General features: G+C 35.2%; 21 protein-coding genes. 13 read left to right on the top strand and 8 right to left on the bottom strand.

The window, feature by feature from the left end; translation table 11 throughout:
• Positions 1 to 9 precede the first annotated feature (9 nt).
• Positions 10 to 423 (bottom strand): DUF2007 domain-containing protein, encoded by a 414-nt coding sequence (locus GMA17_RS12145; protein WP_248396547.1) that lies wholly within the window; start codon positions 421 to 423, stop codon positions 10 to 12.
• Positions 424 to 625: 202 nt separating this feature from the next.
• Here GMA17_RS12145 and GMA17_RS12140 point away from each other — a divergent pair, with 202 nt between their 5' ends.
• Complete coding sequence (locus GMA17_RS12140) at positions 626 to 1066, top strand: LexA family transcriptional regulator (protein WP_066249359.1); 441 nt, start codon at positions 626 to 628, stop codon at positions 1064 to 1066.
• 38 nt (positions 1067 to 1104) lie between these two features.
• Positions 1105 to 2916: a sodium:solute symporter family protein gene (locus GMA17_RS12135; RefSeq protein WP_248396545.1), complete on the top strand. Its 1812-nt coding sequence runs from the start codon at positions 1105 to 1107 to the stop codon at positions 2914 to 2916.
• A gap of 191 nt (positions 2917 to 3107) precedes the next feature.
• On the opposite strand, the gene GMA17_RS12130 is transcribed toward GMA17_RS12135, so the two are convergent.
• The 7 genes from GMA17_RS12130 to GMA17_RS12100 all read right to left on the bottom strand — a co-directional run bounded on the left by GMA17_RS12130 (position 3108) and on the right by GMA17_RS12100 (position 14019).
• Positions 3108 to 3401 (bottom strand): F0F1 ATP synthase subunit epsilon, encoded by a 294-nt coding sequence (locus GMA17_RS12130; RefSeq protein WP_248396543.1) that lies wholly within the window; start codon positions 3399 to 3401, stop codon positions 3108 to 3110.
• Positions 3402 to 3478: 77 nt separating this feature from the next.
• Positions 3479 to 4987, bottom strand: coding sequence for a F0F1 ATP synthase subunit beta (gene atpD, locus GMA17_RS12125; protein WP_248396541.1), 1509 nt, complete (start codon positions 4985 to 4987; stop codon positions 3479 to 3481).
• Positions 4988 to 5157: 170 nt separating this feature from the next.
• Positions 5158 to 6804 (bottom strand): G-D-S-L family lipolytic protein, encoded by a 1647-nt coding sequence (locus tag GMA17_RS12120; RefSeq protein ID WP_248396539.1) that lies wholly within the window; start codon positions 6802 to 6804, stop codon positions 5158 to 5160.
• A 4-nt stretch (positions 6805 to 6808) separates the two neighbouring features.
• Positions 6809 to 9535: a TonB-dependent receptor gene (locus GMA17_RS12115; RefSeq protein WP_248396537.1), complete on the bottom strand. Its 2727-nt coding sequence runs from the start codon at positions 9533 to 9535 to the stop codon at positions 6809 to 6811.
• Between the two features lie 156 nt (positions 9536 to 9691).
• Positions 9692 to 11539 (bottom strand): glutamine--fructose-6-phosphate transaminase (isomerizing), encoded by a 1848-nt coding sequence (gene glmS / locus GMA17_RS12110; RefSeq protein ID WP_248396535.1) that lies wholly within the window; start codon positions 11537 to 11539, stop codon positions 9692 to 9694.
• A 3-nt stretch (positions 11540 to 11542) separates the two neighbouring features.
• Positions 11543 to 13186: a DUF4270 domain-containing protein gene (locus GMA17_RS12105; protein WP_248396533.1), complete on the bottom strand. Its 1644-nt coding sequence runs from the start codon at positions 13184 to 13186 to the stop codon at positions 11543 to 11545.
• Positions 13187 to 13209: 23 nt separating this feature from the next.
• On the bottom strand, positions 13210 to 14019 hold the full coding sequence (locus GMA17_RS12100) for a glycogen/starch synthase (RefSeq protein WP_248396531.1): 810 nt from the start codon (positions 14017 to 14019) through the stop codon (positions 13210 to 13212).
• Between the two features lie 107 nt (positions 14020 to 14126).
• On the opposite strand from GMA17_RS12100, the gene panC reads away from it, so the two are divergent.
• The 11 genes from panC (at position 14127) to GMA17_RS12045 (ending at position 25766) form a co-directional block, all read left to right on the top strand.
• The gene (panC, locus tag GMA17_RS12095) at positions 14127 to 14975 is read left to right on the top strand and encodes a pantoate--beta-alanine ligase (protein ID WP_248396529.1); all 849 of its coding nucleotides are present in this window, start codon (positions 14127 to 14129) and stop codon (positions 14973 to 14975) included.
• Between the two features lie 13 nt (positions 14976 to 14988).
• A complete protein-coding gene (panD, locus tag GMA17_RS12090; RefSeq protein ID WP_248396527.1) occupies positions 14989 to 15339 on the top strand; it encodes an aspartate 1-decarboxylase in 351 nt (116 codons plus the stop codon).
• A 3-nt stretch (positions 15340 to 15342) separates the two neighbouring features.
• Positions 15343 to 16323, top strand: coding sequence for a lysylphosphatidylglycerol synthase transmembrane domain-containing protein (locus tag GMA17_RS12085; protein ID WP_248396525.1), 981 nt, complete (start codon positions 15343 to 15345; stop codon positions 16321 to 16323).
• Positions 16324 to 16496: 173 nt separating this feature from the next.
• Positions 16497 to 17645 (top strand): alpha/beta hydrolase, encoded by a 1149-nt coding sequence (locus tag GMA17_RS12080; protein ID WP_248396523.1) that lies wholly within the window; start codon positions 16497 to 16499, stop codon positions 17643 to 17645.
• Positions 17646 to 17684: 39 nt separating this feature from the next.
• A complete protein-coding gene (gene radA, locus GMA17_RS12075; RefSeq protein ID WP_248396521.1) occupies positions 17685 to 19046 on the top strand; it encodes a DNA repair protein RadA in 1362 nt (453 codons plus the stop codon).
• Between the two features lie 10 nt (positions 19047 to 19056).
• Positions 19057 to 19668 (top strand): hypothetical protein, encoded by a 612-nt coding sequence (locus tag GMA17_RS12070; RefSeq protein WP_248396519.1) that lies wholly within the window; start codon positions 19057 to 19059, stop codon positions 19666 to 19668.
• Between the two features lie 87 nt (positions 19669 to 19755).
• Positions 19756 to 23160 carry an isoleucine--tRNA ligase gene (ileS, locus tag GMA17_RS12065; RefSeq protein ID WP_248396518.1) on the top strand — a complete coding sequence of 1135 codons (3405 nt, stop codon included), beginning with the start codon at positions 19756 to 19758 and terminating at the stop codon, positions 23158 to 23160.
• A gap of 4 nt (positions 23161 to 23164) precedes the next feature.
• A complete protein-coding gene (locus tag GMA17_RS12060) occupies positions 23165 to 23548 on the top strand; it encodes a TraR/DksA C4-type zinc finger protein (RefSeq protein WP_248396516.1) in 384 nt (127 codons plus the stop codon).
• A 125-nt stretch (positions 23549 to 23673) separates the two neighbouring features.
• Positions 23674 to 24231 carry a hypothetical protein gene (locus GMA17_RS12055; protein WP_248396514.1) on the top strand — a complete coding sequence of 186 codons (558 nt, stop codon included), beginning with the start codon at positions 23674 to 23676 and terminating at the stop codon, positions 24229 to 24231.
• A 55-nt stretch (positions 24232 to 24286) separates the two neighbouring features.
• Positions 24287 to 24901: a lipoprotein signal peptidase gene (locus GMA17_RS12050; RefSeq protein WP_248400665.1), complete on the top strand. Its 615-nt coding sequence runs from the start codon at positions 24287 to 24289 to the stop codon at positions 24899 to 24901.
• Between the two features lie 49 nt (positions 24902 to 24950).
• The gene (locus GMA17_RS12045) at positions 24951 to 25766 is read left to right on the top strand and encodes a M23 family metallopeptidase (RefSeq protein ID WP_248396512.1); all 816 of its coding nucleotides are present in this window, start codon (positions 24951 to 24953) and stop codon (positions 25764 to 25766) included.
• Position 25767: the final 1 nt, after the last annotated feature.

Genomic DNA, 25767 nt, shown 5'->3' with positions numbered 1-25767 from the left:
ACGCGCAATTTATTCTAAAGGGAATTCTGTTTTACAATGCTCACAACGGTAATTATACCGTGTGTGAAACGGCAATGTGCCAAAAACAAAGCCAACTAAAAATGCCATAAAGGATTTTAAATCTTTAATAGTCGAAAATAGTTCTATTTTAGTTTCTTGGCAATTTGGGCAATGAATGGCATGACCATCATCATCCAAGGAGTAACTAGAAATAGATTTTAAAATGGCAATAGCTTCAGCTTCCTGTTCGGCATATACTTTCAGTTTTACGCCTCCAATAGCGTTACTGACAATTGGGTTGGTGTCAATTGTTGTGTAGTCCGTTAAAAATACCTCGATGCCTTCGGCTTCTAGTCTGCCTTTTATAATTTCGGCTTCAGTGGTGTATTGAAATACAGTAATGGTTTTAAAGGTGTCTTCCATAGCATGTAAAAATACGGAAAGAATTTTCCTTTAAAATATAAATTCTTTAGATTTCACCTAGTTATCGTCTCATTTCAGAATTTATTATTAGATTTATACCGCAGACACTTGAATGGCATTATTTTGATGAAATCTAGTACATGATTCCTTCACATATCAAATTCAAATTATTGCATGACATAAATAATTCAAAACCAAAACCATGAGACTTCAAACCGCCAATCCCTTGACTTTCTTTACACCTGATTTATCTGTGAATACAGGAGCTGTTTTTGTTGATACTGGAATATCAGCAGGATTTCCTGCGCCAGTTGAAGATTTTAATGAAGAACGTTTGTCATTAGACAACATGTTGGTTAAAAATAAAATGACCACATTCTATGCGCGCGTTTCAGGGCAGAGTATGATTGATGCTGGTTTAGATGATAATGATTTATTAGTTATAGATAGAAGTTTAGAGCCTATTAATAACCGTATTGCTGTTTGTTTTTTAGATGGTGAATTTACGGTGAAACGTCTACGCGTTGAAAAAGATGGTGTTTGGTTACAACCAGAAAATGCCATGTATCAACCCATAAAAATTACGGAAGAAAACGATTTTGTTATTTGGGGTATTGTTACCAATGTGATTAAAAAAGTGTAAGTTAGCCTAACTATTCCAAAGAAAAACGGTTACTATTTATGGTAGAATTATCTGTACTTGATGTCTCTCTAATTATTTCATTTTTTGCAATTACGCTTTTTATAGGAATTTACGTTTCCAAACAATCCGGAAAATCGGCTTCCGAGTATTTTTTATCAGGTCGAAATATGCCTTGGTGGTTGTTAGGAGTTTCTATGGTAGCAACTACGTTTTCTACTGATACGCCCAATTTAGTAACCGATATTGTGAGAACCAATGGGGTTTCTGGAAACTGGGTTTGGTGGGCGTTTCTGCTAACAGGTTTATTAACCGTATTTGTATATGCGAAGTTGTGGCGAAAATCGGAAGTCAACACAGATATCGAGTTTTATGAATTGCGCTATGGTGGAAAACCAGCGCGTTTTTTAAGAGCGTTTCGCGCCATTTATTTAGGCATTATTTTTAATATTTTAGCCATGTCTGCCGTTACATTAGCAGCTATAAAAATTGGTGCTATTATGTTGGGTTTACAACCTTGGGAAACGGTAATATATGCTGGGACCATAACCGTTATTTTTAGTGCTTTGGGTGGTTTTAAAGGTGTGGTTTACACAGATTTTATTTTATTCTTTACGGCTATGGCTGGTGCTTTAGGTGCTGCTTATTATTTAGTAGGTTTGCCTGAAGTAGGTGGATTGGAAGCCATGTTGCAGCATGAAAATGTAGCGGATAAATTAAATATCCTACCAGATTTTACCAATACTGAAGCCTTAATTACTTTATTAATTATTCCATTAGCGGTACAATGGTGGAGCTCTTGGTATCCAGGAGCGGAACCTGGAGGTGGTGGCTATATTGCGCAACGTATGTTGGCCGCAAAAAATGAAAATCATGCCATTGGCGCGACTTTCTTTTTTAACATTATGCATTATGCGCTGCGTCCTTGGCCATGGATTATTGTGGCTTTGGCGTCATTAGTGGTTTTTCCAGATATTGCGAGTATTCATGAAGCCTTTCCTTTAGTAGCAGAGGATAAATTAGGTCACGATTTAGCGTATTCGGCTATGCTTACCAAGTTGCCAAGTGGTTTACTAGGTTTGGTATTAGCATCGTTGGTTGCGGCTTATATGAGTACCATTTCAACACACCTAAATTGGGGCGCGTCCTATATAGTAAACGATTATTACAAACAGCAAGTTAAGCCAGATGCTTCGGAAAAGCAATTGGTTGCTGTAGGACGAATTGCGACTATTGTTTTAATGGTTTGTAGTGCGTTATTAGCATTGGTTCTTACAAATGCCTTACAACTGTTTGATATTATTTTAATGTTTGGAGCAGGAACTGGTTTGATTTTTATTTTGCGCTGGTTTTGGTGGCGCATAAACGCATGGAGCGAAATTTCGGCTATGTTTGTATCTGGATTTGTCTCTATTATTTTGAATTTTACAGATTTGGGAACCTATTGTTTTGGTGATGATGCACTCATGCCAGGATGGGCAAAATTCCCCATAATTGTTTTAGTAACGACTATCGTATGGGTTGCGGTAACATTCTTAACGCAAGCAGAAAGCAAAACAGTATTGCAGAAATTTTATAAGAAAATTCAACCAGGCGGTCCAGGTTGGAATAAAGTGGTTCATGAAGCACGTGCTGATAATGTGGAACTAGTAAATACGAAAGAAGGGTGGAGTGTACCATCAGGCATTTTAGCTATGTTAGTAGGCTGTGCCATGATTTATAGTGTCATGTTTGCAACAGGCTATTTTATTTATGGGGATTATCTCCATGCCCTTTTGCTAACAGGCGCCTCAATTATTTTTGGATTTATGCTCGTTAAGTTATGGAAGAAGATTAAAGTGAATGTGCTTTAATTTACAATGGATTATTTAAGTTAATAAGTACTTATGAAAACGTTGAATTTAAAGAGGAAAATTGGAGAGTGGTACCTAGAATAATAGATTTAAAATAAGCTATAAATGAACACTATTTACCTTTAGGTGCAATATAAAAAGACCTTACGGGAAGTAAGGTCTTTTTATTATTTATAATCTTTAATTAGCAATTAATCTGCTAAAATAATCACTTTATTATCTTTCATTTCAAGGGTTCCAGAATTGATTGCAACTGTCAGGACCTTCTTATCGTCTTTATGAGGAATAATAGAACCGTGTAACTCATCAAAAACCAAATGGCTTTGTGTGTGGGTATTAATTCTAATAGTACCTTCAGTTAAAATAGATACAATAGGTGCGTGATTGTTTAACATTTGGAATTCACCATCAACACCTGGTGCTGTTACAGAGTCCACTTCCGAACTAAATATCGTTGCCTCTGGCGATACAATTTCTAAATACATATTTTATAAGTATTCAGTATTCAGGATTCAGCAATCAGTTGCTACTGCAAACTGCTACTGCAAACTGCATACTAGATTTAAGCTTCCGATAACATTTTCTCACCAGACTCAATAGCTTCTTCAATTGTTCCTTTAAGGTTAAAGGCAGCTTCTGGAAGGTGATCTAACTCCCCATCCATAATCATATTAAATCCTTTAATTGTTTCCTTAATATCAACTAAAACACCTTTAAGGCCTGTAAATTGTTCTGCTACATGGAAAGGTTGTGATAGGAAACGTTGTACACGTCTTGCTCTACCAACAGCCATTTTATCTTCTTCAGATAATTCTTCCATACCAAGAATAGCAATAATATCTTGTAATTCTTTATAGCGCTGTAATAACTCTTTTACACGTTGTGCACAATCATAATGCTCATCACCTAAAATATCAGCAGTAAGAATACGAGATGTAGAATCTAATGGATCTACCGCAGGATAAATACCTAACTCTGCAATTTTACGAGACAATACAGTTGTTGCATCTAAATGAGCAAAGGTTGTAGCAGGCGCTGGATCCGTTAAATCATCCGCAGGTACATAAACCGCTTGTACAGATGTAATGGAACCTCTTTTTGTTGATGTAATACGTTCTTGCATGGCACCCATTTCAGTTGCTAAAGTTGGTTGGTAACCTACGGCAGATGGCATACGTCCAAGTAATGCAGATACTTCAGAACCCGCTTGTGTAAAACGGAAAATGTTATCTACGAAGAAAAGTACATCTTTACCTTGACCTTCACCAGCACCATCACGGAAATATTCTGCAATAGTTAAACCAGATAATGCAACACGTGCACGTGCTCCAGGAGGCTCATTCATTTGTCCGAAAACGAAAGTTGCTTTGGATTCTTTCATGGCAGTTTTATCAACTTTAGATAAATCCCATCCACCATTTTCCATAGAATGCATAAAATCTTCACCATAACGTATAATTCCTGACTCTAACATTTCACGAAGTAAATCATTTCCTTCACGTGTTCTTTCACCAACACCTGCAAATACAGAAAGTCCACCGTGTCCTTTTGCAATATTGTTAATCAACTCTTGAATTAATACGGTTTTACCTACACCGGCACCACCAAATAAACCAATTTTACCACCTTTTGCATAAGGCTCAATTAAATCGATTACTTTAATACCTGTGAATAAAACTTCTGTCGAGGTTGATAAATCTTCAAATTTTGGTGCTTGTCTGTGAATTGGTAAACCAGCAGCTCCCGCTTTTGGCAAATCACCAATACCATCAATAGCATCACCAATTACGTTAAAAAGACGTCCGTAAACATCTTCACCAATAGGCATTTGAATTGGTGCACCTGTTGCAACAACTTCGGTTCCTCTACTTAAACCATCTGACGAGTCCATCGCGATAGTACGAACGGTATCTTCACCGATGTGAGATTGTACTTCTAATACTAATAAAGACCCATCAGCTTTTTTAATTTCTAATGAATCGTAAATTTTTGGAAGTTCAGAACCAGCTCCGAATTCAACATCAATAACTGGACCTACAATTTGTGCAACTTTACCTGTAACTTTTGACATTACTTATGTGTTTAATATTATGCAATTTAATTCAATGAAAACACCTACTGTTTTCGCGCTGCAAATATATGGGTTTTAATTTAAAAACCGTATTAAAAATTATGGCTTTTTTTGACATTAAAAAAGCCCTCTATTTGAGGGCTTTCCTATTTATATAAAAAAGATTGTTTTTAACGTAATGTTGGTGGGTAATTTGTTGGCTTTGTTCCTGGATCAATTAAATTTCCAGAAGCTTCAAAATTACTACCATAGGTGGCATCAATAGCTTTCATCATTTCGTTTGCTATTATGGCATAGCCTCTAGCTGTTAGATGCACACCATCTAAACTTACTAAACCACCTCTAACTAAAGCTGTATTGTAAATAAAGTCCCCTGAAGGATAACCTGTTGTAGCAGCCTGTTCTAAAATACCTTTGAAGTCCACAAGAGCCAAACCATTATCTGATGCTATAGTTTGAATAGAAGCGTTGTATGCATCGGTAGCTGCCGTAATAGCTGCTTGCTCACTAGGAATAAGAACCCATTTGTCTGCTAATGGCAAGGTTACACCTTCTACAGAAAATTGACCAGCTACCGTAGCTGATAAACCTTGTCCAATTAAAAAACCAGCATAAGTTTCATTTACCTGACCTATAATACTACTACTTGGTAGCACGAATAAATCAGCTGGAGTTGCTTGTCTTGATTGACCATATGTTTGACCTAATAAACCAGCTACAAGTGGTGCCGCTGCAGGCGGTAAACCAAATTGTGCTATAAATGCAGGGAATGTTGGGCTTGCTAGTAATTGTGTGGTTATTATAGATGAAATATCTGTAAGCGATTCATCTTTAATTACTACAGGACTTGGTTCTGTTTCAGAAAAAACTATAGCACGGCTTGGGTCTACAGCGTTAAAAATTGGGTTCAAAGCGCCAAACACATTGTTTAATGTTGGAACTTGAGCAGCAAAATCATCGTTTTCTGAAGGATCTAATGGGTTATAAGGTACCGTTGTAAAGTGCGCTAACGTAGTTATATAAGGTACGTTAGTAACAACACCTTTTGCATTGTTGGCCCCAATTAAGGCATTAACAGCTGCAGTAAAAGAACCTGAAAACACATTCGGATCTGTAATATCATTAGGACCATAAGTTGATGGGTCGAAATTTCCTGTTTGGTCTACACCTGTTCCCCCAGATATAGCATAACTTAAAACATCATTACCGCCAATTTCTGATAAGCTAAAAAATGTTGGAGCTTGAGCGGCAGCATCACCAAGTACTGTGGCCATTGGATTAGAGGCCATTCTGCCAAAGTAAGGGTTAGCAAAACCATATCCTGCTACGCCTAAATGAAAACTTTTAAGGCCGGGAACACCATAGTTGTTAAACGGACCAGAAAGTACATTTGTAGCTTCTGTAGTTGACATGGCGTTTAAAGGTGTTGGTCCTGATCCGTCAAAGAACAGTCTAGGTCCAAATTGCCTATTACCATCGGCATCAAAAAAAGGCATTCCATTAAATAATAAGCCGCCAATATTATCGGCCATTAAAGGTTGACTAAATGAGCCACCTCCTGCTAAAGCAAATTTTTGCGAGAGCATGTTTGGAAAAGAATTGTTCTGCGCAGCAGCAAACAAGGCATTGTCGGTAAAACCAGCTGAAAAGGATGCGCCCACAGCTACGTATTTAGAAAAGTCGGCATCGCCAGTAACTAATGCAGGATACTGAATTGTTGCGTCGGATGCAGCATCATCATCACTACTACAAGCAGATAAGGTAATGGTTGCTGCTAGTAGACAAATATATTTGATATCTCGTGTTATCTTTTTCATAATTTTATAAGTTGTTAATTACTATTGAGGCGTAATACATAGATCCTATATTACCAGTACCAATGGCTGTGTAATATTCGTCACCTAATAAATTGGTAGCACCTACTTTAATTACAGATTTAAATTTAGGAAGGGTATAGCTTAATTGAGCGTCTATTGTATGGTATGATGGAATATCACCATCGCCAAAAGTTGCTTGCCAGAAATAAGAATCACTCCATCTCCATGCTAAATTAAAACCTAAATTTTTAATAACATTTGTGTTGCCGATAGACATTTTCACTTTGTGCTCTGGTGTGTTAAAGCTTGTTCTGAAATCTGGATATTGAGCTTGGTCAAACTCTTGTTTTGTAAACGTATAGTTTGCGCCTAAATCATAATTCCCAAAAATTTTGGTTGATAAACCAATGGCAGCTCCATAAGATTCAATATTCGCATCAGAATTTGTATATGTCTGGTATGCTTCAAAGTCACCATTTTGCAGTGCTAATAATGATAAGGTATTGTCTCCAACTGTTCCGTATAAAGGAACAACAACTGTTTCATTTGAAATAAAATCTGAATACGAGTTGAAATAAACACTAGCATCAATAATTAATCGCTTTACTTTACCACGATATCCTACTTCAATAGATGTTACTTGCTCTGGCTTAACGATATCTACATCTGAAGCAACAGGTGCACCATTTTGAACGGAGTTTAGAGTAAAAGAGTTCTCATAAGCCATACGTCCCGTAACTACTGACGTAATACCTTGGCCAGCAATTTGACCAGCTGTACTTATAGGGTATGTTCTAACATCGCGATCTAAATTAGATTCAGCTGAACCTACTAATACAGCGCGGCCGGCATCTAAACCGATAAATAAATCTTGTGTTGATGGATTTCTAAATCCTGTTTGGAAAGACCCTCTAATGTTGTGGTCTTCGTTAACTGTAAAACCAGCTGAGATTCTAGGAGAAAGGAACCCTTCAAATAACTCTGATTTATCATAACGTAACGAACCTGTTAATTTCAACTTTAAACTTTCGTTTAAGTCTAATTCTTTTTGGATTTGAGTATAGATACCAAATTCAGAATACTGAATTGGTCCGTCAAAATCCGTGTAAATGGTACCTGAAGAATTTAAGTCGTATTGTCTAAACGAACCACCAACTTGAATTTCTGCAAAATCGATTAAATGACTAAAGTTATAGTTAGCATCTGAATGATAATATTTAGATGCATCCTGGAAACGAGATCCTACTGATAAATCTGGATTTGCAATAACCGCATCAAATGCTCTCTTAAAGGCATCTGATCCAGGCTCTAAACGGCCATCATCTGCTACAAGTCTTGCGGCTGCATGAGCTTGAGCTTCTGTGGCTCCTCCCAAAGTTGCACCAGCGAAGGTGTTAATATAATCTCCAAACCAATCTTCATCACTCTTCCAAGAGCGGTTGATGTTAATACCGGTGAAAACCATATCGTAAGAGTCACCTGCCTTATCTGCAACTACATAACCTCTTACAAAGAAATTATCATTTCTAACTTCTATTTTGTGTTGTTGTTGTGTAAAGTTGTCAATATTATAACGGTTAGTACCCTGATAGATAGTAGAACCTGTACCTATTTTACCCACATAGGCAATTTCAAAATCATTAGCCCAAGGTCTGTAGTATAATCCCCAGTCTGCTTTAATACTTTCCGCGTTATAATCTGTAAGTTCACGCTCTTCGTAACCTGTTCTACTTACTACAACATTTGGTATGATACCTAAACCACCCGAAGCAGCTCTAATGTTTGTAGAAACTTCATCACCATATATATTGTAACCGTCATAATCAACAGCAGCTCTTGTAGCACCAGTGCCTGGTTTTCCTACATAATTATTGGCCACCCAATCCGTTCCGCTTAACCAGCCAAAATTAACTTTAGCGGCAAATTTATCTGAAAATTTATAAGCCATCCGGATACCAACATCGGTATAGCTGTTGTCACCACCCGCGTCTTGCGATGTAATACCTTGTTTTACATAACCGCTAATACCAGCATGATCAAATGGGTTTTTACTACGCATGAATAAGATACCATTAAATGCGTTAGCACCATAAAGAGCAGAAGCGGCACCAGGTAGTAATTCAACGCTTAATATATCTGTTTCAGTCATACCCACTAAATTTCCAATTGGGAAGTTTAAGGCAGGTGTGGAATTATCCATGCCATCTACTAACTGCATAAATCGGGTATTTGAAAAGGCAGCAAAACCTCTTGTATTAATAGATTTAAAGGTTAAACTGTTTGTGTTAACATCAACACCTTTCAAGTTTTCTAAACCACCATAAAAATCGGCAGAAGCCGTGTTTTTAATTTCTTTCAACCCGAAACGTTCAACAGTTACCGGAGATTCAAAAATACGTTCTGGTGTTCTCGAAGCTGAAATAACGACTTCATCCAAAGCAGTTCCTTCAGAAAGCACGAGTTTAACAGAGTCGCTACTTGAAGTCACTTCTACTGAAGCAGATTCGAATCCAACACTACTTGCTTGAATTGTAAATGGAGGAACTTGGGATACTGTAAGGGTAAAAACACCGTCAAAATCAGTAATTGTACCGGTTGCGGTTCCTACTACTATAACATTTGCGCCCGGAATTGGTTGTTCACTTCCATCCACAACTGTTCCTGAAATTGTTGTTTGTGCAAAGGTTATCGCACAGGAAAACAACAATAAAATTGAAAGAATTGATCTCATTTTTTCGTTTAAGTTAGTTATTATAGTAGCAATATAGATAATTATAACAAAACTTAATAAAAAATTCTAAAATTTTATGCAAGCATAGTAAAAATTAGTCATTCTAATATGATACTAACTTAATAAACCTGAATGAGATACCCTTAATAAAGAGGATTATTCAACGGTTACAGACTTGGCTAAATTTCTAGGTTGATCCACATTTTTTCCTAGCATGACAGCTATATGGTAAGATAATAACTGTAATGGAATAGTTGTTAATAGTGGAGATAAACACTCTAAAGTTTCTGGAACTTCAATAACATGATCGGCTAATTGTTTTACATTGGTGTCACCTTCTGTAACAATACCAATTATTTTACCTTTTCTAGCTTTGATTTCTTCAATATTACTAACTACTTTTTCATAATGCCCTTTTTTTGTTGCAATAACTACAATAGGCATTTGTTCATCAATTAAAGCTATTGGTCCGTGTTTCATTTCTGCAGCAGGATAGCCTTCTGCATGAATATATGAAATTTCTTTAAGCTTTAAAGCGCCTTCTAAGGCTACAGGGAAATTATAACCTCTTCCTAAATATAAACAGTTTTTGGCATTTTTATAAATGGCAGCAACGGCTTTAATATGCTCGTCAGATTGTAAGGCTTTTGAAACTTTCTCCGGAATTAATTCTAATTCTTGAAGGTGGTAGTGAAAATCCGATTTAGAAATTGTTCCTTTATTTTTTGCCAACTTTAAGGCAATTAAAGTAAGTAACGTAATTTGTGTTGTAAACGCTTTTGTGGATGCTACACCAATCTCTGGTCCGGCATGCGTATAAGCTCCTGCATGAGTTTCTCTTGCAATAGAAGAACCCACAACGTTGCAAACTCCAAATACAAATGCACCATGCGATTTGGCTAATTTAATAGCTGCAAGTGTATCCGCGGTTTCACCAGATTGTGAAATAGCAATTACCACATCTTGATCGGTAATAACGGGATTTCGGTATCTGAATTCCGAAGCATATTCTACTTCAACAGGAATTCTTGCTAAATCCTCAAAAATATATTCAGCTACTAATCCAGCGTGCCATGATGTACCACAGGCTACTATAATTATACGATTAGCATTTAAAAAACGCTCAAGATTATCATCAATTCCAGCCATTCTGATAATGCCTTCATTAACTAATAATCGACCTCTATAGGTGTCTCTAATGGCATTTGGTTGTTCAAATATTTCTTTTAGCATGAAATGTGGATAACCACCTTTTTCAATTTGCTCTAAATTCATTTGTAATTCTTGAACATATGGTACTACTAAAGAATCATCTTTAATTTTTCTAACTTTAATACCTTTGCCTAAACGAATGATGGCCATTTCTTCATCTTCCAAATACACAGCATTTTTTGTATATTCTAAAAATGGTGAAGCATCACTAGCTATAAAGAATTCATTTTCGCCAATACCAACGGCTAATGGGCTTCCAAGTCTTGCAATAACGATTTCGTCTGGTTTATTTTTGTCGAAAACAGCAATAGCATAAGCGCCAATTACTTGGTTTAATGCAATTTGAACAGCTTTACCTAATTTTACATTTTCTTTCTTTTTTACGTCTTCAATTAGATTAATTAATACTTCCGTATCTGTATCTGATTGAAACGTATAACCTCTAGATGTTAATTCTTTTCGAAGTGAATCGTAGTTTTCAATAATACCATTGTGAATAATGACTAATTCGCCAGAATTAGAGTAATGTGGATGCGCATTAACATCATTAGGCACACCATGTGTTGCCCAACGTGTATGACCAATGGCTATATTACCGTTTGTAGTCATTTCTGTTGCGGCTAGTTTTTCTAAATCAGCTACTTTACCTTTTGTTTTGCAAACCTTTAATTCGGTACCATCAAAAAGGGCAACACCTGCGCTGTCATAACCTCTATATTCTAAACGCTTAAGTCCTTGAATTACTATTGGATAGGCTTCACGATGACCTATATATCCTACAATACCACACATAATTTAGTTGTTAGTTGGTTCGGTATAAAAAATTTCGAATTTCATTTTTTTAGTGTCTGGAACGCTTGGATTGCTGCCGTGTAATACAGTTCCTCTAGGCGATAAAACAGATCCAGTTGGTACTTTTTCATCTGGTACATTAAGTACACTCGCATTTTGAGTTAAATTTATGTTAGTTGTTACAAAAACCCCCAATTTTAAATTTGTTGAATCTCGTAAAAGAATATTACTGACATGTTCTGTCAATCGAAATTTATACCTTACACCGTTATCATTGCTGTCGCGTTTCAGTTTTTCTGAATAATTAATTCGAGAATTTAGTGGATCCGTAGTGCTTATTGTTGGATCTAAATAATAATCAACAATTGGTGTATTATTTTTTAAATCGTAGATAATAACACGTTCAGGCTCTTGATCAGAATTATTGACCTCACTTTGGTTAACATAAACCGTTAAATTTGCCTCGTTTATAAGCCATTTTCCTTTTTTACTTTTAAAGTAGTCTACAGTGGAAACACTATTGCCATTGTCATCAATCATATTTCCTGAAAATAGATCAATTACTCCATAGCTTCCTTCGCCACCTTTTAAATATACATTTGTATCACCATTTTCTAAATCGGTATTTGATGTAGCCGTGTTTATAATATTTTTTACATCGTTAGAGTTTTCGATTGTATTTAAACGATTTCCTGAAAAATTTAATATGATTTCGGCATTATCACGAACTTCTTCAGTGTTACCAGAATCGTCTATAACAATTCTTGTGATTGAACTATAAGTTATGACAATGTTAGCTTGGGAAAAGTTCAACATAGATAAATTTCCTTGACTACCTCCTGCAGATGGTTCTTCTACTTTAAAATATAACCCTCTAAAGTAATTTTTAAAATTATTGGCATTACTTAATTCTGGTTGTGCTTCTGGATTTAAACTATTAAAGAAAAATAAATTATCCCAGTACTCATTATCATTTTCAAGCTCAAGATACATGGCTGGTGCACCTCTACCCACCTCTTCTAATTGGCCTGTTTCTTGATTAATTGCCCGAATTATAGTAGGTGAATTATCAGGTAAAAAACTTTCCGAAGTATACAACAGCTCTCCTTGATAATTATCAAAATTTATAGTTTGATTGGCATTTGAATAAAATTTTTGAGCTTCTGTTAAATCCGTTCCCGGGTCAAAATCTCGCAAGAAATAGGTGTTTTCATAAATAGATAATTTGATATTTTGATTTGCTCCAAATATAGAATCTAGAGCATAAATACTATTTCCATTAGCATCAGTTCCAACAATTCGAGAATAGTAAGGAACGGTTAAATACACGGACTCTACTTTTGGATCCTCTCCAAAATCAAAACTAAAATTATTCGGAATAACTTGTGAAACAACATTGGCTGTTGTTTTACCGTAAGTTTCATCGGTATAAATACCTAATAAATTAGATGTCAAATTGTTTGTTTGAACGGGTTCTAGCTTTTTATCATACATTACGGTAGGGAAAACCTTTCCGGCTGTGGTAAAGTCTTTAATGCCTTCAATTTCACTTTCAATCGTTGAGAAATCCTTTTCGCAAGCGACAACTGTTAGTAATAAACAGCCAACAGCTGCTATTGTTTTATACAGGTTTATTGTTTTTTTCATAGTAAATATTTAGCGCAAATAATTTAGCTTAACACCTCTGAATTATAAAATTCAGCATAGGCTTCACCAAACTCGTCTTTGGGCTTGTAATCTAAAACAGGTTTTTTAGAATCTTTTAAATGTTTTGTTAAATCTTCTGGAAGATCCTCTGATCCAATAATTAAGGCGTCTGAATAATCAATTGCAACCTTCATTACGTTATTATAGGTTGGATCTTTAAGGGTTTTTATAGCATCTTCACTGATGTTATCAAATTTTATTTTGTTAAACATGTCCTTGTTTAACGAACCATCAAAGCTTTGATTGTATACAGACGTTACTATTTTACTATCGTTAAATAAAGGTTCGTCTTTGTAATACTCTTTTAAGTAAACGGGTAATAGGGATGCTAACCAACCATGAACATGAATAATATCTGGTGCCCAATTTAATTTTTTAACGGTTTCAATAACCCCTTTTGCAAAAAATATAGCACGCTCATCATTATCCGGAAATAAATTTCCTTCTTCATCAGTGAGTGTGGCTTTACGCTTAAAGTATTCATCATTATCTATAAAGTAAACTTGAATGCGCTCTTTAGGGATGGAAGCAACTTTAATAATGAGTGGCATATCCAAATCATTAATAACTAAATTGATTCCAGAAAGTCTTATAACTTCGTGTAATTGATGTCTGCGTTCATTAATATTACCGTATCGTGGCATGAAAATTCTAATTTGTCCACCCAATTGATTCACCATTCGCGGTGTTTCAAATGACATGGATGAAATTTCAGTTTCGGGTAAATACGGAACTACTTCAGATGATACATATAATATCCTCTTATCTTTCATAATATTAAATAGCTTTTGAAGTTCAAAATAAAAAACACGCAAAATTACAAAATTTTATGCTAATTGCCCGTAAAATATTAAGTTTGCACGCGTTAAATTTTTATTAAGTGATTGTTTTTACAGAAAAGAGGCAAGTTGAAAAACATTTGCAAGGTCTAAAAGACCAGCAGTTTAGTATTGGTTTTGTACCAACCATGGGAGCATTGCACCAAGGACATTTGTCTTTGGTTTCAAAGGCGCTCGAGGAAAATTACTTTGTAGTTGTCAGTATTTTTGTGAATCCTACGCAGTTTGATAATGCAACCGACTTAAATAATTACCCGCGAACATTAGCGCGCGACACCGAACTTTTAAAAACAGTTTCAAACCAAATTATAATTTATGCGCCTGAAGTTTCTGATATTTATGAAACAGAAACCAAAGCAGAACATTTTAGCTTTGACGGTTTGGAATTTGAAATGGAAGGGCGTTTTCGCGAAGGCCATTTTGATGGGGTTGGTACCATTGTTAAGCGCTTATTTGAAATAGTTAAACCAGATCATGCCTATTTTGGACAAAAGGATTTTCAGCAATTAGCAATTATCAAAAAATTGGTTGAAAAACATCAAATTCCTGTTACTATACACGGATGTCCAATTCTTAGAGGTGCAGATGGTTTGGCATTAAGCTCCAGAAACGAACGCTTAAAACCAGAGTATAAAATAGCAGCACCATTTATCTATAAAACGCTAAAATCTGCCAAAAAACAGTTTGGCACAAAAAGTGCTAAATATGTTACGGAGTGGGTTGAAAACGCGTTTAGTAATCATAACTTATTACAATTAGAGTATTTTATAATTGCGGACGAAGAAACGCTGAAACCAGTTTCAAGAAAATCAAAAACCAAAACGTATAGAGCCTTTATAGCGGTCTATGCGGACGATATTAGACTAATTGATAATATCGCATTAAATTAATTATCTTTGCCATATGCAAATTCAAGTCGTAAAATCTAAAATTCACCGCGTAAAATGTACAGGTGCCGAACTTCATTATATTGGTAGTATTACCATTGACGAAGATTTAATGGAAGCTGCCAATATTATTCAAGGTGAAAAAGTACAAATTGTGAATAACAATAATGGCGAACGTTTAGAAACCTATTGTATCCCTGGGCCACGAAATAGTGGTGAAATCACCCTTAATGGTGCTGCAGCGCGAAAAGTATCTCCAGGTGATATTTTAATTCTAATTACCTACGCTTTTATGGATATTGAAGAAGCTAAAGTATTTAAACCATCTTTAGTTTTCCCTAATGAAGACAATAATCTATTGCAATAAGTAGTGAACCCTGCACTAAAAAAATATCTTAAAATTATACTCCCAATTCTGTTGGGAGTTTTTTTAATATGGTATTCTTTATCCAAAGTGCCGCTGTCCCAATTGCTAGATTATTTTAAAAATGCCAACTACTTTTATATAACGTTGGGTATGTTTTTCGGACTTTTAAGTCACCTGTCTCGATCCTATCGTTGGTTATTTCAGCTAGAGCCTATGGGTTATAAAGTGCGGTTTGCTAATAGTTTTATGGCTGTTTTTTCGGCTTATCTTATCAATTATACCATTCCTCGCGCAGGTGAAGTTGCTAGAGCGTCTATATTAACAACCTATGAAGGTGTTCCATTTGAAAAAGGTTTTGGTTCCATTGTAGCCGAACGTTTTGCAGATTTAATTATGCTGTTAATCATCATTGGAATCACCCTGTTTTTGCAATTCGATTATATCGTAGCCTTTTTTATAGAGCGTTTTAATCCTAAAAACTTACTTATTTATCTTTTATTGGCTATTTTGCTTTTAGGGGTTTTTATTTTTTATATCCGAAAAAGCAAAACTGGTTTCGGATTAAAAATAAAAAACTTTGTAAAAGGTCTCGCAGAAGGCGCATTGAGTATTTTTAAAATGAAAAAGAAATGGGCATTTTTATTCCATACCGTTTTCATTTGGTCTATGTATGTGCTGATGTTTTATACTACTTCATTTTCGGTTGAAGCTTTAAATGGTATAACGCTTGGCGCTATTTTAATTGGTTTTATTTCTGCTACCTTCAGTATTGCAGCTACCAATGGTGGCATTGGCTCTTACCCAATTGCTATTTATGCGGCATTTTCAATTTTTGCTATTCCCGAAGCACCAAGTATTGCTTTTGGGTGGATTATTTGGACCTCCCAAACCTTACTCATCATTTTATTTGGTGGCTTATCCTTATTATACTTGCCTATTTTCAATAGAAATAAGGTGCCACACCAAATAGATTCCAAGGACTAGGTCATTATTATTTTCTTTTTAATCGGATTAATTATTTAGGCTTATTTTCATAACTTGCCCTAAATATTTTAATGCTTTATTATGAAACAAGCATGCTAAACGGTTTATCAACTTAGATGCCAATTAATAGCGAAAAGCATGTGACAATTAAAAAAAATAATAAAAATATACACATGAAAAAACTAGCCTTCCTATTTGTCCTTTTTTTTAGTATTTCTACTATACAGTCGCAAGTCATTTATCATCCGCTTCAATCTTCTAAATTAGGAGAAACGCGTGAAATTAAAGTGCAATTGCCACGTGGTTATGATGCAAATACCGATAAATCTTACCCTGTAATTGTGGTCTTGGATGGCGATTATATGTTTGAAGCCGTAGCCGGAAATGTAGACTATTATTCCTATTGGGAGGATATGCCAGAAAGTATTGTAGTTGGTGTCAATCAGGTCAGTACGCGCTCTGCTGATGTTTTGTATTCGGAACAAAACTCCCTGCCAATTGAAACAGGTGCTGCATTCTATGAGTTTCTAGGTATGGAATTGTTATCTTATATTAATGATACCTATCGAACCGTTAATTTTCGTGTGATTATTGGTCATGATCGCACAGCAAATTTTATGAATTATTTTCTATTAAAAGGGCAACCTTTATTTCAAGCTTACATAGCTATTAGCCCAGATTTAGCACCAGATATGCAAGCCTATTTAACCGAGAAACTACCGAAGATTGAAACCAAAATATTTTATTATTTAGCAACTTCGGCTAATGATATTGCGAAACTTAAAGAAAGCACAGACGCCTTAAATACCGCTATTTCAGGAGTAGAAAATAAAAACTTCTTATATTCTTTTGATTCGTTTGACAAAGCATCTCATTACGCGTTACCAGCTCATGCTATACCAAATGCTTTAGAAGATATTTTCTTTGTATTCCAACCTATCAGCAAAACGGAATATAAGGATACCATTCTTAAGTTAGAAGGGTCGCCAGTCACGTATTTAACAGAGAAATATCAAGCCATTCAGGATTTATTTGATATTGATAAGCCTATTTTAATAAACGATTTTAATGCCATTGAAGCCGCTATCAACAAATCTGAAAAATTTGAATATTTCGAAGAATTAGGGAAGATAGCCCGTAAAGAATATCCAGACACGCTTTTAGGAAACTATTATATAGCCCGTTTTTATGAAGAAACAGGCGAGCCGAAGCGCGCTATGAAAGCCTATCAAACAGCATTTGTTTTGCAAGAAATTGGTGGTATAACGAAAGATGAAATGTTACGTCGTGCAGATGCTATTAAAGCGGATTTCGGGTATTAAACGCAATAGAAAAGATTCCGATTTTTATAGGAAATAAATATGGCTAAAGTAAAAACAACATTTTTTTGTCAGAATTGTGGTTCACAATACAGCAAATGGCAAGGGCAATGTACGGCTTGTAAGGAGTGGAATACCATTGCGGAAGAAGTTCTTCAGAAACCGGAAAAAAGTGATTGGAAAACACCAACATCTACAAATAAAAAACGCGTTTCCAAGCCCTTATTAATTAATGAGATTGATGCATCACAAGAAGCTCGAATGCAAACAGGCGACGCCGAATTTAACCGCGTTCTAGGTGGTGGCATTGTACCAGGATCTTTAACCCTTTTAGGTGGTGAACCCGGAATTGGAAAAAGCACCTTGTTGCTGCAGATAGCTTTAAAATTGCCTTATAAAACATTGTATATTTCTGGTGAAGAAAGCCAGAAACAAATAAAAATGCGTGCCGAACGTATTAATCCAAACAGTAATAATTGCTACATTCTAACCGAAACAAAAACGCAAAATATCTTTAAGCAAATCGAAGAGCTAGAACCCGATATTGTGGTGGTAGATTCTATTCAAACCTTGCATAGTGATTATATCGAATCCTCGTCCGGAAGTATCTCGCAAATTAAGGAATGTACAACAGAACTGATAAAATTTGCTAAAGAAACCGCCACACCTGTTGTTTTAATTGGTCATATTACCAAAGACGGAAATATTGCCGGTCCTAAAATTTTGGAACACATGGTGGATACGGTTTTGCAATTTGAAGGCGATCGGAATCATGTTTTTCGCATTTTACGGGCTAACAAAAATCGATTTGGTTCCACCAACGAACTCGGTATTTATGAAATGCAAGGGTCTGGGTTGCGTGAAGTTTCAAACCCTTCGGAAATTCTTATCTCTAAAAAGGACGAAGATTTATCAGGTAATGCTATTTCAGCAACCTTAGAAGGTATGCGCCCGCTCATGATTGAAGTTCAGGCTTTGGTCAGTACAGCGGTTTATGGAACACCACAACGGAGTGCAACAGGCTTTAACGCCAAACGATTAAACATGTTATTGGCTGTTTTAGAAAAACGAGCCGGTTTTCGTTTAGGAGCTAAAGATGTGTTTTTGAATATTACAGGTGGTATAACTGTAGATGATCCTGCTATCGATTTAGCGGTGGTTGCCGCTATTTTATCCTCTAATGAAGATGTATCTTTGCCAAGAGATTATTGTTTTGCTGCCGAAGTTGGACTGTCTGGAGAAATCCGACCAGTGCAACGTGTGGAACAGCGCATTTTAGAAGCTGAAAAATTAGGGTTTTCAACCATATTTGTGTCTAAATACAATAAGATTTCCTTAAAAAATATGACCATAAAAATCCAATTGATTTCTAAAATTGAAGATTTGGTTGGGTTTATTGTGTAACAATATTTTTATGAAAGCGTTTCAAATTTCAAAATCGCATGTGTTTGTTTTGTGTTTGTTTTTGCTCTTTTTTCCTATTAAAACCCAGTTCTATAATTTAATTTATATAGTTTCGGATGCTATTTTACATTCAGGAACTATATCAGACATTTATACCTACAATTATTTAGGATATTTAATAGGCTGTCAAGAAATTTTGGAGACTCAAAAAGTTTTAGGTGACCGATTTGAGTTTTTTCATTCGGTTGTATTTTACTTTATTTATATTTTTTCAGTTGTTGCTTCAGTAATTTTATTCAAACGCATCCGTGACAAACAGGATTTCAAGCTTATTGATTGGATTTTGTTAGCCGTTTTTTCTTTCCAATTATTTGATACGCTAGAACGGCTGCTAGATTATATTTTAATTGCTAAATATGTCGCAATAGAAACGCTACCTGAATGGATAAGTTTTCTGAAGAATATGGCAATTTTAATTATAGCTTTTGTGCTATTTTTCAACATTTGTAACAAATACATGCAGAAGCAAATTTTAATAATTGCACTTCCCGCTTCAATTGTGAGTTTTGCACTTTGGTTTTTAGTTTTAGGGCCAAAGTTTTTACCCATAATAACACTTTAAGCATTTTCTTCCCTATTTCGCTTTAAATTCAACAGGTATTTATCTAAAAATCATTAATTTCGCGGGTCGAAACGAATGAACGAAATTATGAGTAATAAATTCCCTGAATACAAAGGACTTGACTTGCCACAAGTAGCAAGTAATATTCTTGATTATTGGAAGCAACATAACGTATTTGAAAAAAGTGTTACCACACGTGAAGGAGCGGAACCATTTGTGTTTTTTGAAGGACCACCTTCAGCAAACGGGTTACCAGGTGTACATCACGTTTTAGCGCGTGCTATTAAAGATATTTTTCCACGTTATAAAACCATGAAAGGCTATCAAGTTAAACGTAAAGCTGGATGGGATACACATGGTTTGCCTATTGAGTTGGGTGTTGAAAAGGAATTAGGTATTACCAAAGAAGATATTGGTAAAACTATTTCAGTGGAAGATTACAATGCAGCCTGCCGTAAAGCGGTTATGCGGTATACAGACGTTTGGAACGATCTGACTGAAAAAATGGGCTACTGGGTGGATATGGACAATCCGTATGTAACTTACGACCCAAAATATATGGAATCCGTTTGGTGGTTATTAAAGGAAATTTATAATAAAAACTTAATTTATAAAGGGTATACCATTCAGCCCTATTCGCCTAAAGCAGGAACAGGCTTGAGCTCGCATGAGTTAAACCAACCAGGAACGTATCAAGATGTTACAGATACAACAGTTGTAGCACAGTTTAAAGCAAATGAAAACTCATTACCAGATTTCTTAAAGGATGAAGGTGATATTTACTTTCTAGCTTGGACAACGACACCTTGGACATTGCCAAGTAACACGGCCTTAACGGTTGGACCAAAAATTGATTATGTTTTAGTTGAAACTTATAACCAATATACGTTTGAGCCTATAAATGTGGTATTGGCAAAACCTCTAGTTAACAATCAATTTGATGGGAAATTTAAACGTGTTGAAACAAAACCGGAATTATTAGATTATAAATCTGGCGATAAAAAGATTCCATATTTTGTAGTTAAAGAATTTAAAGGAACCGATTTAGTAGGTATTACCTATGAGCAATTATTGCCGTATGCCTTACCAAATGATAATCCTGAAAACGCATTCCGTATTATCTCTGGCGATTTTGTAACTACAGAAGATGGAACCGGAATTGTACACACTGCACCAACCTTTGGAGCAGATGATGCCTTGGTAGCTAAACAAGCCACACCAGAAGTTCCACCATTATTAGTGAAAGATGAGAATGGAAATTTAGTACCATTGGTGGATTTACAAGGTAAATTCCGTCCAGAAATGGGTGAATATGCCGGTAAATATGTAAAAAATGAATATTATACCGATGGTGAAGCACCAGAACGGTCTATTGACGTGGAACTAGCCATTAAACTAAAAGAAGAAAACAAAGCCTTTAAGGTTGAAAAATATAAACACAGTTACCCAAATTGCTGGCGTACGGATAAACCCATTTTATACTATCCATTAGATTCTTGGTTCATAAAAGTTACCGATGTTAAGGACAGAATGTTCGAATTGAACGAAACCATTAATTGGAAACCAAAATCTACTGGAACAGGTCGTTTTGGAAATTGGTTAGCAAATGCAAACGATTGGAATTTATCCCGTTCCCGGTATTGGGGAATTCCATTACCAATCTGGCGTACAGAAGATGGAAAAGAAGAAATTTGTATTGGTTCGGTGGAAGAATTAAAAGCTGAAATGGCAAAAGCTGTTGATGCCGGTGTACTTGCAAAAGCTATTTTTGAAGATTTTGAAGTCGGAAACAATTCGGATGAAAATTATGCGAAAATAGATTTACATAAAAATATTGTTGATGATATTATTTTGGTGTCACCATCCGGAAAACCTATGAATCGGGAAGCCGATTTAATTGATGTTTGGTTCGATTCGGGCTCCATGCCTTATGCACAATGGCATTATCCATTTGAGAATAAAGCGAAAATTGATAACAACGAATCTTTTCCAGCCGATTTTATTGCGGAAGGTGTGGATCAAACAAGAGGTTGGTTTTATACGCTTCATGCTATTGGCACCATGGTGTTCGATTCGGTTGCTTATAAAAATGTCGTTTCTAACGGACTCGTTTTAGATAAAAATGGTCAGAAAATGTCCAAACGTTTGGGTAATGCTGCAGATCCATTTGAAACCTTATCTACTTACGGAGCAGATGCCACACGTTGGTATATGATTGCGAATGCCAATCCGTGGGATAATTTAAAATTTGATTTAGAAGGTATAGAAGAGGTGAAACGTAAATTTTTCGGAACACTTTACAATACCTATTCGTTTTTCAGTTTATATACTAATTTAGATAAATTCACTTACGAAGAAGCGGAAATTCCATTAGAAGAACGTCCAGAATTAGACCGATGGATCCTTTCGGAATTACATACACTTATTCAAAAAGTAGATGCATTTTACGCAGAATATGAGCCAACAAGAGCGGCTCGTGCCATTTCCGATTTCACGCAAGATTATGTGAGTAACTGGTATGTTCGTTTAAGTAGAAGACGTTTCTGGAAAGGCGACTACCAAACGGATAAAATATCGGCTTATCAAACACTTTATACCTGTATGGTAACTATTGCTAAACTAGGAGCTCCAATTGCGCCATTTTTTATGGATAGGTTGTATATGGATTTAAATGCAGTTACCAATAAAGAGACCTTTGAAAGTGTGCATTTATCCAACTTTCCAAAGTTTGATGAGCGTTTCGTTGATAAATCTTTAGAGCGAAAAATGGAGGCTGCTCAAACCATTTCATCTTTAGTGTTGTCCTTGCGTGCCAAAGAGAAGATTAAAGTGCGTCAACCTTTGCAGAAAATCATGATTCCAGTGGATAATGAACAACAAAAGGAAGAAATTCTAGCGGTTGCAAATCTTATCAAACATGAAGTTAACATTAAGGAAATTGAAATTTTAGAAGATGCATCTGAAATTTTGGTGAAGCAAATCAAACCAAACTTCAAAACATTAGGGCCTCGTTTTGGTAAAGACATGAAGTTGATAGCGAAAAGCATACAGCAGTTTGATGCAAATCATATTAAAATTATTGAGCAAAAGGGTGAAATTGATGTTGAAATTAACGGAAAAATCATTACTTTAGAACGCGCAGATGTGGAAATTACCTCTCAAGATATTGAAGGTTGGTTAGTAGCAAATGAAGGTACCTTAACAGTTGCTTTAGATGTAACAATTTCTGAAGAATTGCGTTATGAAGGTATAGCTCGTGAGCTAGTTAACCGCATTCAAAATTTACGAAAAGATTCAGGTTTTGAAGTAACGGATAGAATTAGTGTTTCTATTCAAAAGCATGATGAAATTTTAGAGGCAGTTTCTGAAAATTTAGCGTATATTAAAGCAGAAACCTTAACCGAAACATTAGAATTAAAAGATAAAATTGAAGATGGTATAGAAATTGCGTTTGATGCAATTACAACCAGATTGTCCATTAATAAACATTAAGAATATGGGAGAAGATATCAATGTTAGATATTCAGATAAAGATTTAGCTGAATTCAAAACGCTTATTCAAGAGAAAATAGAAAAAGCAACACATGATTTAGAGCTTATAAAAAGTGCTTACATGAACGATTTAAATAATGGAACCGATGATACATCGCCAACATTTAAAGCGTTTGAAGAAGGTAGCGAAACCATGAGCAAGGAAGCGAATGCACAATTAGCTATTCGTCAGGAAAAGTTTATTCGCGATTTAAAAAATGCTTTAATTCGTATTGAGAATAAAACCTATGGTGTGTGTCGTGTAACCAATAAATTAATTGCCAAAGAGCGTTTAAAATTGGTGCCTCATGCTACCTTAAGTATTGAAGCAAAAAATATGCAACAATAAAATTTACGTGTTTAAACATAAATAAACGCTTCAATGTCTATTGGAGCGTTTTTAGTTTTATGAAAATCCTATCCACATTCCTCCTTTTAATTTTGCTTTCTGCGCCCGTCTTTGGTCAAAAAGGAATGCAACGGGTTGTCGACGCCTCTAAAATTTCAACCATTGATATTGCAGGTAATACCATGTTTAAAATAAAAATATCTGCAAAACCAGTGCAAGTTATTTCAATGGGTTTACAGGTTGAAGGGGAAAATAATGAACAAATTGTATTACAAACGCGACAAGAAAATCAAACCCTTTTTATTGGAAGTGCGTACCAACCCTTATTTGTAAAGCCTGATGATAAACTGGCGGCTCATAAAAAAATATCTATTGAGCTAACATTGGAAATCCCTGAAAATCTAACCGTCATTATTACTAGTGATATTGCTTCGGTTTTTGCTAATGGGAATTTTAAATTTCTAACGTCTGAATTATTAAATGGTCATTTTTTAGCCCATAAATATGTGGGTAATTTGCAAGTGGATACCTTACATGGCAATATAGAAGTGGAAACCTATTCAGGACTTTTAGATTTAAACACGAAGAAAGGCAGTATTAAGCAAGATAAAACACCTTTAGGATCAAATCAAATATCATTGCATACCATAAACGGAAATATTAGCGTAACAAAAACCCAATAATAGTGCTATTTTTGTCCTTCAATTTCAAATTAGTTTTTCAGAACTAGAAAACATGATGTCTTTAAAAAAATCCATTCTTTTTATTATTCTCATATTACTCATAGATCAAGTGAGTAAAATATATATCAAAACCCATTTTGTTTTAGGTGAAGATATTACTGTTTTTAGCTGGTTTAAAATCTATTTCATTGAAAATGATGGTATGGCTTGGGGAACCAAGATTAGTGATTTTGTCAGTTTTATTTCAGACAGAACAGCAAAAATTTCTTTAACGTTATTTCGGATAGTCGCTATTTTTGGAATTGGCTACTGGTTGTATGATGCAACAAAAAAGCAGCAGTCACAAATACTAATTTGGGCAGTGGCACTTATTTTTGCTGGTGCCATGGGTAATATAATCGATTCCGTATTTTACGGTGTAATATTTGATGATAGTTATGGCCAAGTAGCCAGCTTTATGCCTGCTTCTGGTGGCTATGATAGCCTTTTGCATGGTAAAGTAGTAGACATGTTGTATTTTCCTTTATGGAAAGGCTATTTGCCAGATTGGTTACCTTTTTATGGTGGTGAATATTTCACATTCTTTGAACCCGTTTTCAATGTAGCTGATATGGCAATTAGTACAGGTTTTGGGTTGCTAATTGTGTTTAATAAACGCGCGTTTGCTTAATTGTGTTTATTCGATACTGTAGAAAAAAATCTATTTAAAAACTTAAAACATGAATTTATTAAAAGTTAGTTACTTCATCTGGACGTGTCTTATTCCAGCAGGCTTATTTGCACAGTTAGATGTGGCATCCCGTTATGAAAATATAGAAAACGGGTATGAATTTTATGTTGATAATAATGAACCCTTTCCCGTCTCAATTCAAGTTAGTTTTAAATTAAAAAATTTAAAATCTTCCGAAGGGAATGATAAAATATTCCTGCTACCCGCAAATACAAAAAACATTAAGCTAACAACCTTAACACAAATTAAAAAAGGTAAATATGGTGTTAGTGGAAGTACCACCTATAATTATGGTGATCATTATTTAAAGGATTATGAAAAAGAGTATCCATATGTTTTGCCCTTCAATAAAGGTGAAGCTTACATGCTTTCTCAAGGATATAATGGTAAATCATCTCATGCTAATGAAAATGCTTTAGACTTTTCCATGCCAATTGGCACTCCAATTCTTGCGGCGCGTGGTGGTTTGGTTGTTGAGGTTGTAGATAAATTTAGTAAAAATTGTACAACCCAAGACTGCAAGGAGTTTAATAACAAAGTTATTATTTACCATGACGATGGTACTTTTGCTGAATATACACATATAAAACAGAAAGGCGCTAAAGTTAAGAAAGGTGATGTTGTTGAAAAAAATCAGTTTATTGCTGAAAGTGGAAATGTAGGTTGGTCTACAGGACCCCATTTACATTTTGTTGTATTTATTCAAACCTTAAAAGGCAGAAAAACACTGGAAACTAAATTCAAGATTAGTGATAATCAACCTATTCAATTTCTAACAGAAAAAACAGAATATAAACGGTTATAAG

This window comes from Bizionia sp. M204 (assembly GCF_023205095.1).
GTDB classification, from domain to species: domain Bacteria; phylum Bacteroidota; class Bacteroidia; order Flavobacteriales; family Flavobacteriaceae; genus Algorimicrobium; species Algorimicrobium hallyeonense.
This window is presented reverse-complemented; position numbering and strand designations above follow the sequence as displayed.

What these genes read in the sequence shown, in the direction of transcription:
- atpD (WP_248396541.1), bottom strand. Translation starts at nt 4,987, where the DNA reads ATGTCAAAAGTTACAGGTAAAGTTGCACAAATTGTAGGTCCAGTTATT.
- GMA17_RS12055 (WP_248396514.1), top strand. Translation starts at nt 23,674, where the DNA reads ATGCAACGGGTTGTCGACGCCTCTAAAATTTCAACCATTGATATTGCA.
- glmS (WP_248396535.1), bottom strand. Translation starts at nt 11,539, where the DNA reads ATGTGTGGTATTGTAGGATATATAGGTCATCGTGAAGCCTATCCAATA.
- GMA17_RS12140 (WP_066249359.1), top strand. Translation starts at nt 626, where the DNA reads ATGAGACTTCAAACCGCCAATCCCTTGACTTTCTTTACACCTGATTTA.
- ileS (WP_248396518.1), top strand. Translation starts at nt 19,756, where the DNA reads ATGAGTAATAAATTCCCTGAATACAAAGGACTTGACTTGCCACAAGTA.
- GMA17_RS12050 (WP_248400665.1), top strand. Translation starts at nt 24,287, where the DNA reads ATGTCTTTAAAAAAATCCATTCTTTTTATTATTCTCATATTACTCATA.
- GMA17_RS12045 (WP_248396512.1), top strand. Translation starts at nt 24,951, where the DNA reads ATGAATTTATTAAAAGTTAGTTACTTCATCTGGACGTGTCTTATTCCA.
- GMA17_RS12105 (WP_248396533.1), bottom strand. Translation starts at nt 13,186, where the DNA reads ATGAAAAAAACAATAAACCTGTATAAAACAATAGCAGCTGTTGGCTGT.
- GMA17_RS12130 (WP_248396543.1), bottom strand. Translation starts at nt 3,401, where the DNA reads ATGTATTTAGAAATTGTATCGCCAGAGGCAACGATATTTAGTTCGGAA.
- GMA17_RS12135 (WP_248396545.1), top strand. Translation starts at nt 1,105, where the DNA reads ATGGTAGAATTATCTGTACTTGATGTCTCTCTAATTATTTCATTTTTT.
- GMA17_RS12145 (WP_248396547.1), bottom strand. Translation starts at nt 423, where the DNA reads ATGGAAGACACCTTTAAAACCATTACTGTATTTCAATACACCACTGAA.
- GMA17_RS12080 (WP_248396523.1), top strand. Translation starts at nt 16,497, where the DNA reads ATGAAAAAACTAGCCTTCCTATTTGTCCTTTTTTTTAGTATTTCTACT.
- GMA17_RS12070 (WP_248396519.1), top strand. Translation starts at nt 19,057, where the DNA reads ATGAAAGCGTTTCAAATTTCAAAATCGCATGTGTTTGTTTTGTGTTTG.
- GMA17_RS12060 (WP_248396516.1), top strand. Translation starts at nt 23,165, where the DNA reads ATGGGAGAAGATATCAATGTTAGATATTCAGATAAAGATTTAGCTGAA.
- GMA17_RS12115 (WP_248396537.1), bottom strand. Translation starts at nt 9,535, where the DNA reads ATGAGATCAATTCTTTCAATTTTATTGTTGTTTTCCTGTGCGATAACC.
- GMA17_RS12120 (WP_248396539.1), bottom strand. Translation starts at nt 6,804, where the DNA reads ATGAAAAAGATAACACGAGATATCAAATATATTTGTCTACTAGCAGCA.
- panD (WP_248396527.1), top strand. Translation starts at nt 14,989, where the DNA reads ATGCAAATTCAAGTCGTAAAATCTAAAATTCACCGCGTAAAATGTACA.
- GMA17_RS12100 (WP_248396531.1), bottom strand. Translation starts at nt 14,019, where the DNA reads ATGAAAGATAAGAGGATATTATATGTATCATCTGAAGTAGTTCCGTAT.
- radA (WP_248396521.1), top strand. Translation starts at nt 17,685, where the DNA reads ATGGCTAAAGTAAAAACAACATTTTTTTGTCAGAATTGTGGTTCACAA.